The 14,917-nt window shown below is 60.7% G+C and carries 15 protein-coding genes and 1 tRNA gene; 5 read left to right on the plus strand and 11 right to left on the minus strand.

Features of this window, described 5'->3' with window-relative positions:
- Positions 1-8: 8 nt before the first annotated feature.
- From D3Y59_RS07870 to D3Y59_RS07920, 11 genes are all read right to left on the minus strand, one after another.
- Positions 9-857, minus strand: a complete 849-nt coding sequence (locus D3Y59_RS07870; protein WP_119444558.1) for a 4-hydroxy-3-methylbut-2-enyl diphosphate reductase — start codon at positions 855-857, stop codon at positions 9-11.
- Between the two features lie 105 nt (positions 858-962).
- Positions 963-1,505: a hypothetical protein gene (locus tag D3Y59_RS07875; RefSeq protein ID WP_119444559.1), complete on the minus strand. Its 543-nt coding sequence runs from the start codon at positions 1,503-1,505 to the stop codon at positions 963-965.
- 25 nt (positions 1,506-1,530) lie between these two features.
- On the minus strand, positions 1,531-2,412 hold the full coding sequence (locus D3Y59_RS07880; protein ID WP_119444560.1) for a phytoene/squalene synthase family protein: 882 nt from the start codon (positions 2,410-2,412) through the stop codon (positions 1,531-1,533).
- Between the two features lie 104 nt (positions 2,413-2,516).
- Positions 2,517-4,019 (minus strand): phytoene desaturase family protein, encoded by a 1,503-nt coding sequence (locus D3Y59_RS07885; RefSeq protein ID WP_240410570.1) that lies wholly within the window; start codon positions 4,017-4,019, stop codon positions 2,517-2,519.
- Positions 4,020-4,191: 172 nt separating this feature from the next.
- Entirely contained in the window at positions 4,192-4,707 is a 516-nt protein-coding gene (locus D3Y59_RS07890) for an RNA polymerase sigma factor (protein ID WP_119444561.1), read from the minus strand.
- A gap of 234 nt (positions 4,708-4,941) precedes the next feature.
- Positions 4,942-5,859, minus strand: a complete 918-nt coding sequence (locus D3Y59_RS07895) for a MerR family transcriptional regulator (RefSeq protein WP_162910627.1) — start codon at positions 5,857-5,859, stop codon at positions 4,942-4,944.
- A gap of 28 nt (positions 5,860-5,887) precedes the next feature.
- Positions 5,888-6,385: a sterol desaturase family protein gene (locus tag D3Y59_RS07900; RefSeq protein ID WP_119444563.1), complete on the minus strand. Its 498-nt coding sequence runs from the start codon at positions 6,383-6,385 to the stop codon at positions 5,888-5,890.
- Between the two features lie 199 nt (positions 6,386-6,584).
- The gene (locus D3Y59_RS07905) at positions 6,585-7,394 is read right to left on the minus strand and encodes an enoyl-CoA hydratase/isomerase family protein (protein ID WP_119444564.1); all 810 of its coding nucleotides are present in this window, start codon (positions 7,392-7,394) and stop codon (positions 6,585-6,587) included.
- Between the two features lie 224 nt (positions 7,395-7,618).
- Positions 7,619-9,892, minus strand: a complete 2,274-nt coding sequence (locus D3Y59_RS07910; RefSeq protein WP_119444565.1) for a ComEC/Rec2 family competence protein — start codon at positions 9,890-9,892, stop codon at positions 7,619-7,621.
- 102 nt (positions 9,893-9,994) lie between these two features.
- Positions 9,995-10,447, minus strand: a complete 453-nt coding sequence (locus tag D3Y59_RS07915) for a GNAT family N-acetyltransferase (RefSeq protein WP_119444566.1) — start codon at positions 10,445-10,447, stop codon at positions 9,995-9,997.
- A gap of 79 nt (positions 10,448-10,526) precedes the next feature.
- Positions 10,527-11,606, minus strand: a complete 1,080-nt coding sequence (locus D3Y59_RS07920; protein WP_119444567.1) for a PhoH family protein — start codon at positions 11,604-11,606, stop codon at positions 10,527-10,529.
- 148 nt (positions 11,607-11,754) lie between these two features.
- On the opposite strand from D3Y59_RS07920, the gene D3Y59_RS07925 reads away from it, so the two are divergent.
- The 5 genes from D3Y59_RS07925 (at position 11,755) to D3Y59_RS07945 (ending at position 14,906) form a co-directional block, all read left to right on the plus strand.
- Positions 11,755-12,528 carry an SAM hydrolase/SAM-dependent halogenase family protein gene (locus tag D3Y59_RS07925; RefSeq protein WP_119444568.1) on the plus strand — a complete coding sequence of 258 codons (774 nt, stop codon included), beginning with the start codon at positions 11,755-11,757 and terminating at the stop codon, positions 12,526-12,528.
- A gap of 81 nt (positions 12,529-12,609) precedes the next feature.
- Complete coding sequence (locus tag D3Y59_RS07930; RefSeq protein WP_119444569.1) at positions 12,610-12,900, plus strand: putative quinol monooxygenase; 291 nt, start codon at positions 12,610-12,612, stop codon at positions 12,898-12,900.
- A gap of 135 nt (positions 12,901-13,035) precedes the next feature.
- Complete coding sequence (gene hscB / locus D3Y59_RS07935) at positions 13,036-13,572, plus strand: Fe-S protein assembly co-chaperone HscB (protein WP_119444570.1); 537 nt, start codon at positions 13,036-13,038, stop codon at positions 13,570-13,572.
- Positions 13,573-13,590: 18 nt separating this feature from the next.
- Positions 13,591-13,672: transfer RNA gene (locus D3Y59_RS07940), tRNA-Leu, on the plus strand.
- A gap of 346 nt (positions 13,673-14,018) precedes the next feature.
- Positions 14,019-14,906 (plus strand): helix-turn-helix domain-containing protein, encoded by an 888-nt coding sequence (locus D3Y59_RS07945; RefSeq protein ID WP_119446380.1) that lies wholly within the window; start codon positions 14,019-14,021, stop codon positions 14,904-14,906.
- The last annotated feature ends 11 nt before the right edge of the window (positions 14,907-14,917 follow it).

Raw genomic sequence — 14,917 nt, forward strand, 5'->3', positions numbered from 1 at the left:
CAAGCGGCTCAGAGCCGCAACAGGGCATCGCGCACATCTTCCATCAGCCACATGGGCGTGCTGGTGGCGCCGCAAATGCCAACGGTCTGTCCGGGCTCAAACCACGCAGTTTGCAGCTCCTCTACCTTGGATATGAAGTGCGTGTTGTCGTTGGTGTTTTTGCACACCTGGTACAGTACTTTGCCGTTGGAGCTTTTGGTACCCGACACGAACACGATTTGGTCGTACTCGGCGGCAAAGCGGCGCAGCTCCTGGTCGCGGTTCGACACCTGGCGGCAAATGGTATCGTTGGCGGCCACGTGGTAGCCCCGCCCCTCCAGCTCGCCCTTAATGCGGTAGAAGCTGTCGGTACTTTTGGTGGTTTGGCTGTAGAGCGTGATGTTGGACGGCAACTCGTGCCGCAGCAGTTCGTCGAGGTTCTCGAACACCACGGCGTCGCCGCGGGTTTGGCCCAGCAGGCCGCGCACCTCGGCATGGCCGTGCTTGCCGTAAATAAAAATGCGCTCTTTGCGGTCGTAGCTGCTCTTGATGCGGTTTTGCAACTTCAGCACCACCGGGCACGAGGCGTCGATGAGGGTGAGGTTGTTTTGCAGCGCTGTTTGGTAAGTGCTGGGCGGTTCGCCGTGGGCCCGAATCAGCACCTTCTCGTCGCGCAGGGCTTCCAGAATGTCGTAATCGATGATGCGCAGGCCCCGCTTTTCGAGGCGCTCCACTTCTTCATCGTTGTGCACAATGTCGCCAAGGCAATACAGGTAGCCCTGCTCGTCGAGGATGTCTTCGGCCATTTGGATGGCGTAGATTACCCCAAAGCAGAAGCCGGAGTTCGGGTCGATGCGTACACTTAGGTTGAGCGGCATATCTGTCTCGGTAACCAAGGAGCCAGGCAGAAGGTTGCGGCAGAGTGTGCGGCAGAAGGTGTGAATTCTGCTTTAAGATAGCATACTCTTGGTGCTGCGCGCAGCCTACTCGGGCAACTGGCGCAGTTTAGCAGCCTCGGAGCCGCCAATGTGGTTGTTGGTGAGCATAAAATCGCGCACGATGCGGAAGCCCTCGGCATCGAGGCCCGAGTTGGGGTGGCGCAGCAAAGCCTGCTGTACCAGGGCGCGGTCTTCGTCGAGGTGCTTGCTGGCACCCAGGAACTTGGGCAAGTTGCTCTCGATGCTGAAACGCAGGAAGCGCACCTCGGGGTGCTTGGGGTTAAGGGCCACAGCGGCGTCGAACTGCTGGCTGGCGGCTTTCACGCGGTCGAGCTTATCGAACACGCCCCCAGTGTGCTTGGCCATAATGGCCTCGGAGGCTGCTTTGTAGGCCAGCACCACGGCATCGCGCTGGGCATAGTTGCGCATCAGCAGATGAAACCGCCGGCTTGCTTCCTCGTCGGTAGCGGCCTGGCGGTAATGGCGGCGCAACGCGGGCAAGGCGTACGGCGATTGGGCGTCGGCGGTATCGGCGGCAGGTAGCACGGTAACGAGCAAGGTTAAAAGCAGGCTGAACAGGAGTTTCACGGGGCAGGACGGTAGCGCAGCGGCCTTAAATGGCCCGCAGGCGGTACCGGAAATACGACCCTACAAGCAGCAGAAGTTTCGTGTTGTCGGGCACGCGCACGCGGCCGGCCAAAATGCGCTGAGCCGGCAGCTCCCGGATGGTGGCAAACAGCTTGAGGTAGTACACGTAGGCCAAGTACACGCCCAGGCGGGCTGAGCGCGGCAGCTGCACAATGCCCGCGTAGCCCGCATCGAAATCGGCTTTGATGTCGGCCTCGATGCGCCGCTTGCAGGCGTCGTCGAACTGCTCGTAGCACACGTCCGGAAAATACACCCGGCCACGGTCTTCGTAATCGGAGCGCAAATCGCGCAGGAAGTTGATTTTTTGGAACGCCGCTCCCAACCGACAGGCTGGGTGGCGCAGCTGCTCAAACTGGGCCTCGTCGCCTTCGCAAAACACGCGCAAACACATCAGGCCCACCACCTCGGCTGAGCCGTAGATGTACTCGTTGTAGAGCTGGTCGTTGTAGCAAATGTCCTCGAGGTCCATGGCCATGCTGTGCAGAAACGCATCGATGAACTCGCGGTCGATGCCGTAGCGGTGCACGGCCAGCTGAAAGGCGTGCAGCACAGGATTCATGCTGAACTGCTCGTCGATGGCGCGGTGGGTTTCGGCGCGAAACTCGCGCAGCAAGGCAGCCTTGTCGCGGTCGTGGAAGGTGTCCACTATTTCATCGGCCCAGCGCACAAAGCCGTACACGGCGTAAATGGCCTCGTGAAAACGCGCATCGAGGCTGCGGATGCCCAGCGTAAAGGAGGTGCTGTAGCGCTGGGTGATGAGCTTGCTACACGCCAGGCTGGCCCGGTCGAAAAGGGCCACGTGGTCCGCAACGGACGGCGGCGAAACGGCGGGTTGAGCTGTGGCCATTGGGAAAGGTTGGTGTGGTACGCGGTATCTACGGCAGAAGAAGCTAAACGGTAGCGGACGGGCGGGCGGCTGGCTTTGTCAGCGTATTAATAAGGTAAGCATAATCAGACGGGCAAGGCGTTTTCCTTCTCTACCTCGCCGGCCACCACCTGCCCCGATATCAGCGAAGGCGGCACGCCCGGGCCTGGCACCGTAAGCTGGCCCGTAAAGTACAGGTTGCTCACTTTGGGGCTTTTGAGCGTGGGTTTGAGGATGGCAGTTTGGCGCAGGGTATTGGCCAGCCCGTAGGCATTGCCCTTAAAGGCGTGGTAATCCTCGATGAAGTCGCGGTGGGCGTAGCTGCGGCAGTACACCACGGCGTCGCGCACGCTCTGGCCGGTGTGTTGCTCGAGGCGCGTCATCACCATATCGTAGTACCGCTGGCGGGTGGTTTCGTCGTCGCCCCCTAGGCCGGGGGCCACGGGTATCAGCAGGAACAGGTTTTCGCAGCCTTCGGGCGCCAAGGATGGGTCGGTTACGCTGGGTACCGAGGCGTAGAATAACGGCTTGCTGGGCCAGCGCGGCGCCTCGTAAATCTCGTGGGCGTGCTGGTTGAAGTCTTCGTCGAAGAACAGGTTATGGTGCCGCACGTTGTTGAGGCGCTTGTTCAGGCCTACGTAAAACAGCAACGACGAGGGCGCCATGGTGCGCGTTTCCCAGTACTTGGGCGAGTAGTGCCGGTGCTCGGGGGCCAGCAGTTGTTGCTCCACGTGGTGGTAATCGGCGCCGGCTACTACGATATCGGCCTCCACCAGACCGCTGCTGGTGCGCACGCCGGTGGCGCGGCCGTTCTGCACCTCAATCAGCTCTACTTCTTGGCTGTAGCGGAACTCGACGCCCTGCTCCTCAGCCACGCGCACCATGCCGCGCACTATCTCGTGCATGCCGCCCATGGGGTACCAGGTACCTAGGGCCAGGTCGGCGTAGTTCATGAGCGAGTACAGCGCGGGCGTGTTTTGCGGCGTAGCACCCAAAAACAACACCGGAAACTCCATCAACTCCACCAGCTTGGGGTGGCGGAAAAACTTGCGCACGTGGGTGTGCATGTTCTGGAGCAAATCGAGCCGCACGGCATCCACGAGCAGGCGCGGGTCGGCAAACTCCAGCACCGAGCGGCCGGGCTTGTTCACGAACTTGCTCATGCCCACCCGGTACTTATAGCCCGCCTGACCTAGGAAATCGTCGAGGCGGCGGCCGGCGCCGGGCTCCAGCTGCTCAAACATGCGGCGCAGGGCTTCCATGTCGGCCGGCACATCCAGGAAATCGTTGTGGCCAAACACCACGCGGTACGAGGGGTCGAGGCGAACGAGGTTGTAGAAATCGGCCGGCGTGTGGCCGAAGCGGGCAAAAAACTGCTCAAATACATCGGGCATCCAGTACCAGCTCGGGCCCATATCAAAGGTGAAGCCCTGCGTGCGAAACACGCGCGCCCGCCCGCCGGGGCCGTCGTTTTTTTCGAGCACCGTAACGCGGTAACCGCGCTGCGCCAACGAGGCAGCAGCGGCCAAACCGGCAAAGCCAGCCCCTATCACGATTACTTTTTTACTGGGTTGGGCGGAGGTACTCAAGCGCTGTACAGATGTTGATGAAAGGTAGCAAGCTACCAAATGTGCCCGCACTTTGTTTTGGCGGCGGCCGGCGGGCACCTAGGGCCGCACAAAAAAGGCCGCAAGCCACGCCCTCCGGTTGAGGTTGCAGCTTGCGGCCCGTGCACGCTCCCGACTCGATTACTCCTTCCCCCTACGCGCCGGGAGCGTAGACCTTAAGCGCACTCTTGAGCTCCTTGCGGGCTATGTGAATGCGGTTCTTGACGGTGCCAATCGGAATCTGCAGCTTCTCTGCAATTTCCTGGTATTTGTAGCCGATGTAGTACATCATGAAAGGCGTGCGGTACTCGTGGCCGAGGTGCGCAATGGCTTCGTTGATGTCCGTCACCACGAAGTCCGACTGGGCGCCGTTGTGCGTGATGTAGTTCTCATCGGTGTTGAAGTACTGGAAGTACTCAGTGGTATCAATGTGGCTGTTGCGCTTCGTTATCTTATTGTAATTGTTGATAAACGTGTTGCGCATTATGGTGTAAAGCCACGCCTTCAGGTTGGTCCCTGCCTTGAACTTCTCTTTGTTCAGCAGGGCCTTAAGCAGGGTTTCTTGCACCAAATCCTTGGCGTCGTCGGCGTCGCGGGTGAGGTTCATCGCCACGGGCCGAAGCGAGTAGGAAATCTTTTGTACTTGGTTGGTGAATTCCAGGGAAGTCATACGCCTGTTTAACTTTCAATACCCAAAAGCTAAACAAACATACGAAACTACTTCATAAGCATACGTGCCTGCCGTCCCTTTTTTTCGCGGTTTCGGTGAACCACCCCCAAAACTCGATGAACACCACTCACTGCCCGATAAAAGCTTGTTAAAGATATTTAGCCAAATTCGTTAATGCGGTTTTAATTGCCGAGCTAACAAACTGCAATACAACTATTTGCATATTTCATCAAATCACACCGCCTCATTGCTCGCGGCTACGGTTTCTGTTGAAGCCAGCTGTTGAACGAGGGCAATGAAATCGGTCATGCGCTGCACCCGCTGAAAGCGCGGCGGCATTTCGGCTTCGGCTTGCAGCGCCGGGCCGTACAACACAAACTCGGCGCTGGGGCACAGCGTGCCCAGCTCCTGCAGAAACTGCTGTACCCGGTCGCGCTCGGGCACGGTAGTAAGTACCGAGGCCACGTAGTGCGGTTTGTAGCACGCGCACACGGCGCTCAGCTCGCGCACAGGCAGGTTTTGCCCTAGGTACAATACGTGGTGCTGGCGTACGCGCAGCAGGTAGTTCATAAACAGCAAAGCCAGCTCGTGTAGTTCGCCTTCGGGCAAAAACAACACCCAGCGGGTGGTGGTGCCGGCCTCAACGGGCGGCAGGGCATCGGCGGCGGCCAACAGCTTTTGGCGCAGCAGGTGCGAGGCCATGTGCTCCTGCGCCGGGTTGAGGCTGCCGGTTTGCCAGAGCACCCCAATCCGGTACAGAAAGGGGTACACGATATGAATCATGGTGTGCTCGAACCCGATTTCCTTGGCCGCGCGCGCAATTACGTGGCTGAGTTTGGGCTCATCCATGTCCAGGGTGGCCGTGAGCAGCTCGGTTATCTGCGGGTTGTACAGGTGCGGATCGATGCAACAGGCTGCAACGGCCTGGCATAGCTCCTGCTCCGAAAGGCTAGCCACTTGCGAAATGCGGTGGCCCCGTTCGCACAGGGTGGCCACGTTCAGCAGGCGGCGCAGGTCGGCGTCGTAATACGTACGAATGTTGGTGGCGGTGCGCTCGGGGCGCAACACGCCGTAGCGCTGCTCCCACATTCGGATGGTGTGCGCCTTGATGCCGGAAAGGCTTTCCAGGTCCTTAATTGAAAACTGGCCCACGGAACAGGAAGAGAGGTAAGAAAATAAGTTAAGCAACGCGGCTCTGCGCGGAGCCGGGTCGGCTGGTTTGGGACTTGCGGCGCGCCAAGGCAAAATATTTGGGCGAAACCCACAGCAAGCCAAACTCCTCGCTGCCCTCGCGGCCGGTGGTTTTGTGGTGCATTTTGTGGGCCATGTTAAGGGCGCGCAGGTAGGCGTTACTGGTGCGCTTCCAAAAGGGCAAGCGCCGGTGAATGAGCACATCGTGCACGAAAAAGTAGAGCGTGCCGTACACGGCCACGCCCATGCCCACCCAGTAGCGCCAATCCTTTTCGGGGCCGCCGTACACCATCAGCAGCATCGACAAGCCGCCGTAGAACAGAAAGAAAAAGTCGTTGCGCTCGAACCGGTGCGGGTGCCGCACGTGGTGCGAGCGGTGCAAAAACCACAGCGGGCCATGCAACACAAATTTGTGCATGAACCACGCCACGAATTCCATACCCAGAAAGGTAAGGGCCACCAAGGCCGCGCCAGTCAGAGGAGTCATGGTATGCTAACCGCAAGAAGTGGTACTTGTTTTATTTAACCGCCTAGGTGGCACGCGGGCGGCAGCGGAAGTTAGCGCTTCGGCGGCCACAACAGCAACGACGCGCGGCGCTCTGCCGGCAGGCGGGTGGTAGGCTTAATTACACCCGAGTGCCCCGAAGCAGAAAGCCGCGCGTCGCGTAGCGGTGGTTACCCCGGCGTTAATTCCAGGTAATCTTCTCTTTGTTAAGGAAGGCCGAAATGCCCCGGCGGCAGTCTTCGGAGCCGCGGGCCTCGGCGTTGAGCCGCGCGGCGTAGCGCAGGCTTTCTTCGAGGGGCAGCTCCGGAATGCGGCCAATCATTTCCTTCGTGATTTCCATGCTTTGCCCCGAATTTTCGACGCAAAGCCTGCGGGCGAAGCGGTACACGTGGTCGGCGAGTTGCTCGGCGGGCACTACCTCGTTGATGAGGTTGTAGGCCGCCGCTTTTTCAGCCGAAAACACGTCGCCGGTGAGCAGCAGCTGCTTGGTGCGGGCCTCGCCTATTTTGCGCAGCAGGAATACGCTCACAATCGCGGGCAGGAAACCAATTTTCACCTCGGTGTAGCCAAACTTGGCCTCGGGCACGGCAAACGAAAAATCGCACAGCGTGGCCAAGCCGCAGCCCCCCGCAAGGGCGTGGCCCTGTACCTGGGCAATTACGACTTTTTTGAGGGTGTAAATCTGGTGAAACAACTGCATCAGGTGCGTCGAGTCGGCCAGGTTATCGGTGTAGCCGAAGTTTTGCAGTTCCTGAATGTAGCCTAGGTCGGCGCCGGCGCAAAAGGCCGGGCCTTCGGCGCGCAGCACCACCACTTTGCAGCGGGGGTCGTTCTCGGCGTACTCGAAGGCCTGCTTCAGCTCGGTTACCAGCTCCGAGCTCAGGGCATTGCGTTTTTCGGGGCGGTTGAGCGTGATGTAGCCGATGGCCTCATTCGCTTCGTAGCGAATGTACTGTAACGCTTCTAGCTCTTGGGTAGCCATATCTTCCATGAGTCGTCGTTGCGTGTGGGATGTGGTGGAGGGCCGGGGCGCGCGGTGTTCCGGGCCGTTGGCGGCCCGGCAGCGGAGCCGTACAGGCCCGGTGCGCGGCGGTGGCCCAAACGGACTCGGGTCAAACCTAACAAAAATGATGCGACATCAAAACCAGCCGGCTAAGGTGCTGCACCGAGAGAATGTACGAAGGAATAACGAGTTTGGACGGGGGCCTGCTAAACTTAGTTGGATAGTGCAACTCGCTGATGCCTTAAGCCAGTTGTTACTTGCTGCACCACAGCGCCTTGCGTAGTTACATCGTGCGCGCGCATGCCCAGGCCTTGCAGTTGCGGCAACAGGCGCGCCACGTACCACGCGCGGCACGACGAATCGAACACCACCAAGGCCCTAGGTCCGAAGGTGGCCAGCAGCTGCTCGGGCCACACGCGGGCGTTGCGGCGCAGCACCACCACATCAACGGGCACGGGCTGCTGGCCTTTCCAGAGGCGTTGGCTAACGTAGGCCACGCGCAAGCCGTGCCAGCTGAGGAGCACCGGCCCGCCCGGACCTAGGTGGCGCACGGCCAGCTGCGGCGGCCAGCCGGCCACGTAGCGCACTTGCCGGTTGCCGCGCTCGGTTAGGCCCGGCAACACGCGGTAGGTTTGCTCGGTGTGGTTGAGCGGCAGCGAGTCGGGCGTGAGGATGAGGGCCGAGGCGCCATCGTGCAAGCCCAGGGCCGAGCGCCGCGGAATGCTATAGATAACGAGGCGTTTATCGGCGGCAATGCGCCGATCGGCTTGCACGCGGCTGCCCGAGAACCCCAGCAGCACCACGGCCGCCGCGCCCAGCCACACCATCCGCCGCCACGCCGCAAAAGCCAGCAGCAAAGCAATGAGCAGGTACAGCAGCCAGGTTTGCGGCGGCGTGAGGTGAATGCCCGTAACCAATGCGCCGGGCATGGCCTCGCCTACCCACACAATGTATTCGTTGAACAGCCAGATCAGCTTTTCGAACACCCATCCCAGGCCGCGCGGAAGCCACAGCAACGCTTGCAGGCCCGTGAGTTGCACGGCGCCTTCGGCCAACAACGCCACGGCTTGCAGCCCTAGGCCCACGTACAGCGCCAACGACGACAAGGGCACTGCCACCAAATTGGAAAGCAAAAAGCTGAGCGGAAACTGGTGAAAATAGAACAAGCCCAGCGGAAACGTAGCCACTTGCGCCGCCAACGAAAGCGCCACGGCCTGCCACACCGCATCCAGGGCCCAACCCGTGCCGCCTAGCAGCTTTTGCTGCCAGCGCGGCTGCCACGGCCGAATGCGGCGGGCTGCCCACTCCTGCGCATCAACCCAGTGGGCAATGCGCGGCTGCAGGTACACGATGCTGAGCACGGCCAGAAACGAGAGCTGAAAGCCTACATCGACGAGCAGGTACGGGTCGTAGAGCAGCAGGCAGAAGGCGGCCACCGCCAACGTGTTGTACATGTTGCTTTGCCGGCCCGCGGCCCGCGCCGCGGCCACAAACGTGAACATTACGGCTGCCCGCAGCACCGAGGCCGACAAGCCCGTGAGGAACGCGTAAGCCCAAATTACCAGCAGCCCCACCCCTGCCGACCACACCCGAAATCCGCGCGTGTTGCCGAAAAACCGACCTAGCACCAGCTGCAACACCCCAAACAGTAACCCCACCTGCAAGCCCGACACGGCCATGATGTGCGTGGTACCGGTGTTGGCGTAGGCCTGCTTGGTGTCGCGGTCTACCTCGTCTTTCAGGCCCAGCACCAAGGCATTGGCAATGGCAAACTCGCGCTTGGCCGTAACGTAGCGCCTGAACACGCCTTCCAACTCTTTGGCGGCTTGCATGCTGTAGTAGCGCAGCCAGTTGGGCGGCCGGAGCGCAACTACGCGGTACTGATCGGGGTGGACGAACTGCTGGTGGTAAATCTGGTGGTAGCTGAGGTAGCGCCGGTAGTCGAACTCGCCGGGGTTGAGCGGTGCTTTGGCCGGCGCTGGCGCACCGCGCACCAACCACACCTGCCCGTAATGCGGCTCCTGCGCCCCGGCCTCGTACCTAGGCACCGATACCCGCACGCCACCTAGGGCCGGGCGCCACTGCCCCGCCACCCGCACCGCCGACACGCGCAAAGTGGTGGCGTACGTGTTGGGCCGCACCACGGTGTAGTCGTCCACCACGGCGCGGTAAAACTCCACGGGGCCTTGGTGATACAGGTGTTCGGGGCGGCGGCTTTCGGTGGCTTGTTGGGCTACGGTGGTGCCGGCCAGCACCACCACACCCAGGCCCAGCAGGCCCACGGCATCGTGGGCACTGGGCGCGCCTGCCCGCGTGGCCCACCAATTAGCCCCTAGGTACAATGCTGTGCCTGCTGCCAACCAGGGCAATAGTTCGGGCAATGCCTCGCCCCAGTAAAACCAGCTTACGATTCCCAGAACCAAAGCCAACACGAGCCGAACCGCCGGGTGTGTGGCCCACGGAATGGTGGTGGAGCGAATTACCATAGCCTGCCTTCTATAAAAATCCTTCACCTATACTTTCCGACCTAGGCAGGTTTGTACGGGCCAGGAATGCTTAGGGTGGCTACGGCCGGCGCGGCGCGTGCGCTACAAGCCTGCCGCTGCCGGGTTGCGCCATTCCATTTTGTAGTGCTGAATGTCGGCCTCGGTAAACTGCTCGCCTACTTTCTCGAAGCCGTGGCGCTCGTAAAAAGGCACCGCGCGCAGTTGCGCATTCAGGTACACCGTGGCTTCGGGGTGCATGGTTTGTACATCGCGCAGCACGGCTTTCAGGATAGCACTGCCTACTAGCTGGTTGCGGTACTCCTCGAGCACGGCAAAACGCTCCAGTTTCACGCCGCCCTCGGTGCGGCGCCAGCGGGCGGCGCCGCAGGGCGTGCCGTCGGTGGCTTGGGCCAGGTAGTGCGTGGCACCGGCTTGGTCGTGGGCGTCGTGCTCCAGCTCGCGCGGCACGTTCTGGCCTTCCACAAACACCTTTTCACGGATGGCAAACGCCTGCTCAAGTTCTTCGGGAGCGGTGATGCGGTGGGCGGTAGTCATGGCAAAAGTAAGATTGAGAAAAGCACAACGGCGCGGCAGCAAAGCTACCGCGCCGTCGAATATTATTAGCCAACGTAACCTAGGCCTGCTCCTGGTTTACGGGCAACTCTTGCACGGGGCGGTCGTCGCCGTCGGCTTCGGTGGGGCGCTGGCCGGGTTGGTAGTAGCGCGCGGGGCGCACCGGGCGCTCGGCTTGGGCACGCTGCTGGTCGGCGTCGTGCTTGTCGTAGGCCATTACAATCTGCTTTACCAAGCGGTGACGCACCACGTCTTCGGCAGTCATTTCTACGAACCCAATGCCGGGCACGTCTTGCAGAATATCCAAAGCATGGAACAAGCCCGATTTAATCTTCGTGGGCAAGTCAACCTGGCTCCGGTCGCCGTTCACCATCACTTTTGCATTCGGGCCCATGCGCGTCAAGAACATCTTCAGCTGCGAGGGCGTGGTGTTCTGGGCTTCGTCGAGCAATACAAAGGCGTGGTTGAGCGTGCGGCCGCGCATGTAGGCCAGCGGCGCAATCTCAATGGTCTTGTTCTCGAGGTAGAACTTAAACTTCTCGGGCGGCAGCATGTCCTCCAGCGCGTCGTAAATCGGGCGCAGGTAAGGGTCTACTTTCTCCTTCATGTCGCCGGGCAAAAAGCCTAGGTTCTCGCCGGCTTCTACCACGGGGCGCGAAATGATGATCTTCTTGACCTCCTTGTTTTTGAGGGCGCGCACGGCCAGGGCTACCGAAATATAGGTTTTGCCCGTACCGGCCGGCCCGAGGGCAAACACCAGGTCGTTTTTGTTTACGGCATCAACCAAGCGCTGCTGATTAGCGGTTTTGGCCTTGATGATGCCCCCTTTCGCGCCAAACAAAATTACGTCGGGCGACGAGGCGAGGCGGGCGTCCTCCAGCTCCTCATCCGACGAGCCTACGTACTGCGCCACGGTTTTGTCCGTAACCTGGCCGTACTGGTGGTAGTGCTCGAGCAGCGACGAAAGAATGTCGTTGATGCGCTGGATAACGGCCGTTTGGCCCTGGATCTTAATCTCGTTTCCGCGCGAAATGATTTTACTGCCGGGGAAGGCAGCCGCCAGCTGGCGGATATTTTGGTTGTCGGGGCCCAAGAAGTCGACTAGCGAAACGTTCTCAAGCGTGATGACTTTCTCGACCAAGCTAAATAGATGTGAAAACGCCAATGGCGCAGTGGAGAGAGAAGAAAAGCGGCCAACTTGCTGAGCGGTCAGTCGGGGCCGATTGCCTACTTTTGCCGCCGCTGCAGTGGGTTCAAACAATAGTACGCATTCTTCTCAAAAACGGTCAATGGGCCTGATAACGTTCCTTTCGGACTTTGGCTACCGCGACCATTACGTGGCCGCCGTTAAGGCGCAGTTGCTGCGCTTGGCGCCCGCAGTGCCCGTACTCGACATTACGCACGCCATTGAGCCGTTCAACATTGCGCAGGCCGTGCACGTGCTCGGGTCGGTTTTCGCTGATTTTCCGGAGGGCACGGTGCACCTGATTGGCGTTGAAGACCACGGCGCCGGCCGCCGCGGCTGGCTGGCGGCCGCTTGGCGCGGGCACTACTTTGTGGCCGCCGACAACGGCATCCTGACCTTGCTCACCGACGGCCGCCCCGACGACCTGGTGCGGCTGCCGCAACCGGCCGAGTGGCCCGCCTCGCCCACCCGCGAGGTGCTGGTGCCCGCCGCGGCGCACCTGGCCAAAGGCGGCGCCCTCACCGACCTAGGGCCGCTCAGCACCGAGCTCTACCAGCTGCTCAACCGCCAGCTGCGCCTGCAGGACCACCGCATTACCGGCCACGTGGTGCACGTCGACCACTACGGCAACCTCATTACCAACATCACCCGCGCAGCCATGGAGGCCGTGGGCCACGACCGGTCGTACTCCATTCATTTTTCCCGCGAAATCGTGCGCCAGATTGCCACGCACTACCAAGCTGCCGACCCCGGCGATGCCGTGTGCGTGTTCAACAGCGAAGGCGCGCTGTGCATCGGCGTAAACCAGGGCAACGCTTCCGAGCTGCTCGGCCTGCATTTCGATTCGCAGGTGGATGTACGGTTTGCCCAGGAGTAGCGTGCCGGGCCTGGCTGCCAGCGGCGCAGCCGGCATTTGCGACCTAGGGCCCCCGCCACCCCACCCAAACGATTACCAGCTATGCTCGTTCGCATTGTGCGCCTGACGTTCCGGCCCGAAGCCGTAACGGATTTCCTGAACGTATTCCGGGCTTCCGAAGACCGCATTCGGCAGCAACCCGGTTGCCGCCACATGGAGCTCTGGCAAGATGCCGACGCCCCCAACGTGTTTTGCACCCACAGCCACTGGGATTCGGCCGAGCACCTCGATGCTTACCGCCGCTCCGCTTTGTTTGGGGAGGTGTGGCCAGCCACCAAGCGCCTGTTTGCCGCCCCGCCCGTGGCGTTTTCCGTACACCCCGTAACGGCCTAAACCGCCCAGCTGCCACCCCCCGATTCGGTGTTGTAGCCAAACCATACCTAGGAGCGCGTTGTTGCCCGGCACAGCTGGTGCGCAGCCAGCTTCCGTTCACCGTTTCGCGCGGCCTTAAGCCGTGCGCTTTGCCTTATGCAGCCCGACTACTTTGCCCTCTACGGCCTTCCCGAAAGCTTCTTGCCCGACGAAAAGGCCCTCAAAACAAAATACTACGCGCTCAGCCGCGAGTATCACCCCGACTTTCATGCCACGGCCGCGCCCGAGCAGCAGCAGCGCATGCTGGAGCTATCCACGCAAAACACCAATGCCTACCGCACCCTCTCGAGCTACGACCAGCGCCTGCAGTACATTTTACAGCGCCACGGCCTGCTCGAAGAAGGCAAACAAGAGCTTCCCGCAGATTTTTTAATGGAAGTTATGGAGCTCAACGAGCAGCTGATGGAGCTGGAATTTGAGCCCGATGCCGGGGTAGCTGCGCGCGTGCAAACGGAGGTAGATCGGATTGAGAATGAAATAGAAACCAACATTCGACCGGTGCTTGCGAGCTACACCGAGCTACCCGAAGAACACCGCCCCGCCGCCCTGCAGCAAGTGCGCACTTATTACTTGAAACGCCGCTACCTCTTGCGCATTCGCGAAAGTCTCTCTAAGTTTGCTACCCGTTCCTGAGTCGTGGGAACGAGATAAGCCCAGATGGCGGAATCGGTAGACGCGTTGGTCTCAAACACCAATACCGCAAGGTGTGCCGGTTCGACCCCGGCTCTGGGTACTTTTAGGAGGTAAAACCTCCAAATCAGCCGAAAAGCGGCCTTTCCAGTACAACTGGCAGGGCCGCTTTTCGGCTTTATTGCTGAATTGGTCAGCCAGTACTGCTACAGATTGCATTCGGTGCGTTGGCATCAGTTGGAGCAGCGGAACTGTCGCCGCTGCACAAGCAGAAGCAAACCAGCCGACAATTGCCCGTTGACCACCTTCGGCCCTAGGTTGAGGCGCGGCGGCCTGCTGCAACATCCCTAGCGGTTTCCCAACCTAGGGCGGCCGCCCCGCCGAACCAGCGGCGGCCTTATTGGTTGCTAAAGCGTGGGCAGCCCAACCTAAGGCAGCCCGCCAAACGCATGAGTTCTAAGAACGCCGCCGTTGTTTCCTTCGAGGGGTTTGCGGCACAGTACATGGCCGCTGGCACCGAGCCGCAGCAAGGCGCCATCCGGGTGTACCCGCTGGCCATGGCCCCGGCTCTCATTCAGCCGCCCACGCCGCTTTTTCGGGCCGAATACAACTTTCTGCTCTTGATTCAGGCCGGCGGCGGGCAACAGCAGGTCGACAACGAGCTGCTGACCCTGCAAGCCAACGACGTGTTGTTTATTCGAGAAGGCCACCTGAACGCCATCAAATCGATTGACCCCGATACGGCGGGTTACTACGTTTACCTCGATAGCGCGCTGCTGCCGCAAGTTTTTGCCGACAGCACCTTGCTTCACCGCCTTACTTTTTACCCGAAGCACTCGGTTTCGGAGGCCGATATGCAGTGGCTTGCCCGCTGCTGCGAGCTGCTGGCTGCGCCCCACGCCGCCAACGCCTACGCCACGCACCTGCGCTGCACCCTGCTGCGGGCGTTGGTGCTAAAGCTGGCCGAAGCTTCGCCCGCTGCCCTGGCTAGGCCCGACCGGCTTTCCGAGCTGAGCTTGCGCTTTAAGGAGTTGCTCTACGAGCATTTTCTGAGCAAGCGCGACGTAGCTTTTTACGCCGATGCCCTGGCTGTTTCGGAAAATTACCTGAACCGCTGCGTGCGCACCGCCACGGGCAAGCCGCCCAAGCAGCACATCAACGAAATGGTTATCAACCACAGCAAAGTGCTGCTGCAAAACCCCGCCAAGGACGTAGCCCAGGTGGCTTTTGAGCTGAATTTTTCGGACCCGTCGTACTTCGGCCGCTTGTTTAAGCAACTAACGCAGCAAACGCCCCGCGCCTACCGCAGCGCGCTGCTGCCGTGCGCCGCCGGTTAGCCTGCGCAATT

Origin of the sequence: Hymenobacter oligotrophus (assembly GCF_003574965.1) — a bacterium.
In the GTDB taxonomy this organism is placed as follows: Bacteria; Bacteroidota; Bacteroidia; order Cytophagales; family Hymenobacteraceae; genus Solirubrum; species Solirubrum oligotrophum.

What these genes read in the sequence shown, in the direction of transcription:
- D3Y59_RS07870 (WP_119444558.1), bottom strand. Translation starts at nt 857, where the DNA reads ATGCCGCTCAACCTAAGTGTACGCATCGACCCGAACTCCGGCTTCTGC.
- D3Y59_RS07880 (WP_119444560.1), bottom strand. Translation starts at nt 2,412, where the DNA reads ATGGCCACAGCTCAACCCGCCGTTTCGCCGCCGTCCGTTGCGGACCAC.
- D3Y59_RS07890 (WP_119444561.1), bottom strand. Translation starts at nt 4,707, where the DNA reads ATGACTTCCCTGGAATTCACCAACCAAGTACAAAAGATTTCCTACTCG.
- D3Y59_RS07900 (WP_119444563.1), bottom strand. Translation starts at nt 6,385, where the DNA reads ATGACTCCTCTGACTGGCGCGGCCTTGGTGGCCCTTACCTTTCTGGGT.
- D3Y59_RS07905 (WP_119444564.1), bottom strand. Translation starts at nt 7,394, where the DNA reads ATGGAAGATATGGCTACCCAAGAGCTAGAAGCGTTACAGTACATTCGC.
- D3Y59_RS07910 (WP_119444565.1), bottom strand. Translation starts at nt 9,892, where the DNA reads ATGGTAATTCGCTCCACCACCATTCCGTGGGCCACACACCCGGCGGTT.
- D3Y59_RS07915 (WP_119444566.1), bottom strand. Translation starts at nt 10,447, where the DNA reads ATGACTACCGCCCACCGCATCACCGCTCCCGAAGAACTTGAGCAGGCG.
- D3Y59_RS07925 (WP_119444568.1), top strand. Translation starts at nt 11,755, where the DNA reads ATGGGCCTGATAACGTTCCTTTCGGACTTTGGCTACCGCGACCATTAC.
- D3Y59_RS07930 (WP_119444569.1), top strand. Translation starts at nt 12,610, where the DNA reads ATGCTCGTTCGCATTGTGCGCCTGACGTTCCGGCCCGAAGCCGTAACG.
- hscB (WP_119444570.1), top strand. Translation starts at nt 13,036, where the DNA reads ATGCAGCCCGACTACTTTGCCCTCTACGGCCTTCCCGAAAGCTTCTTG.
- D3Y59_RS07945 (WP_119446380.1), top strand. Translation starts at nt 14,019, where the DNA reads ATGAGTTCTAAGAACGCCGCCGTTGTTTCCTTCGAGGGGTTTGCGGCA.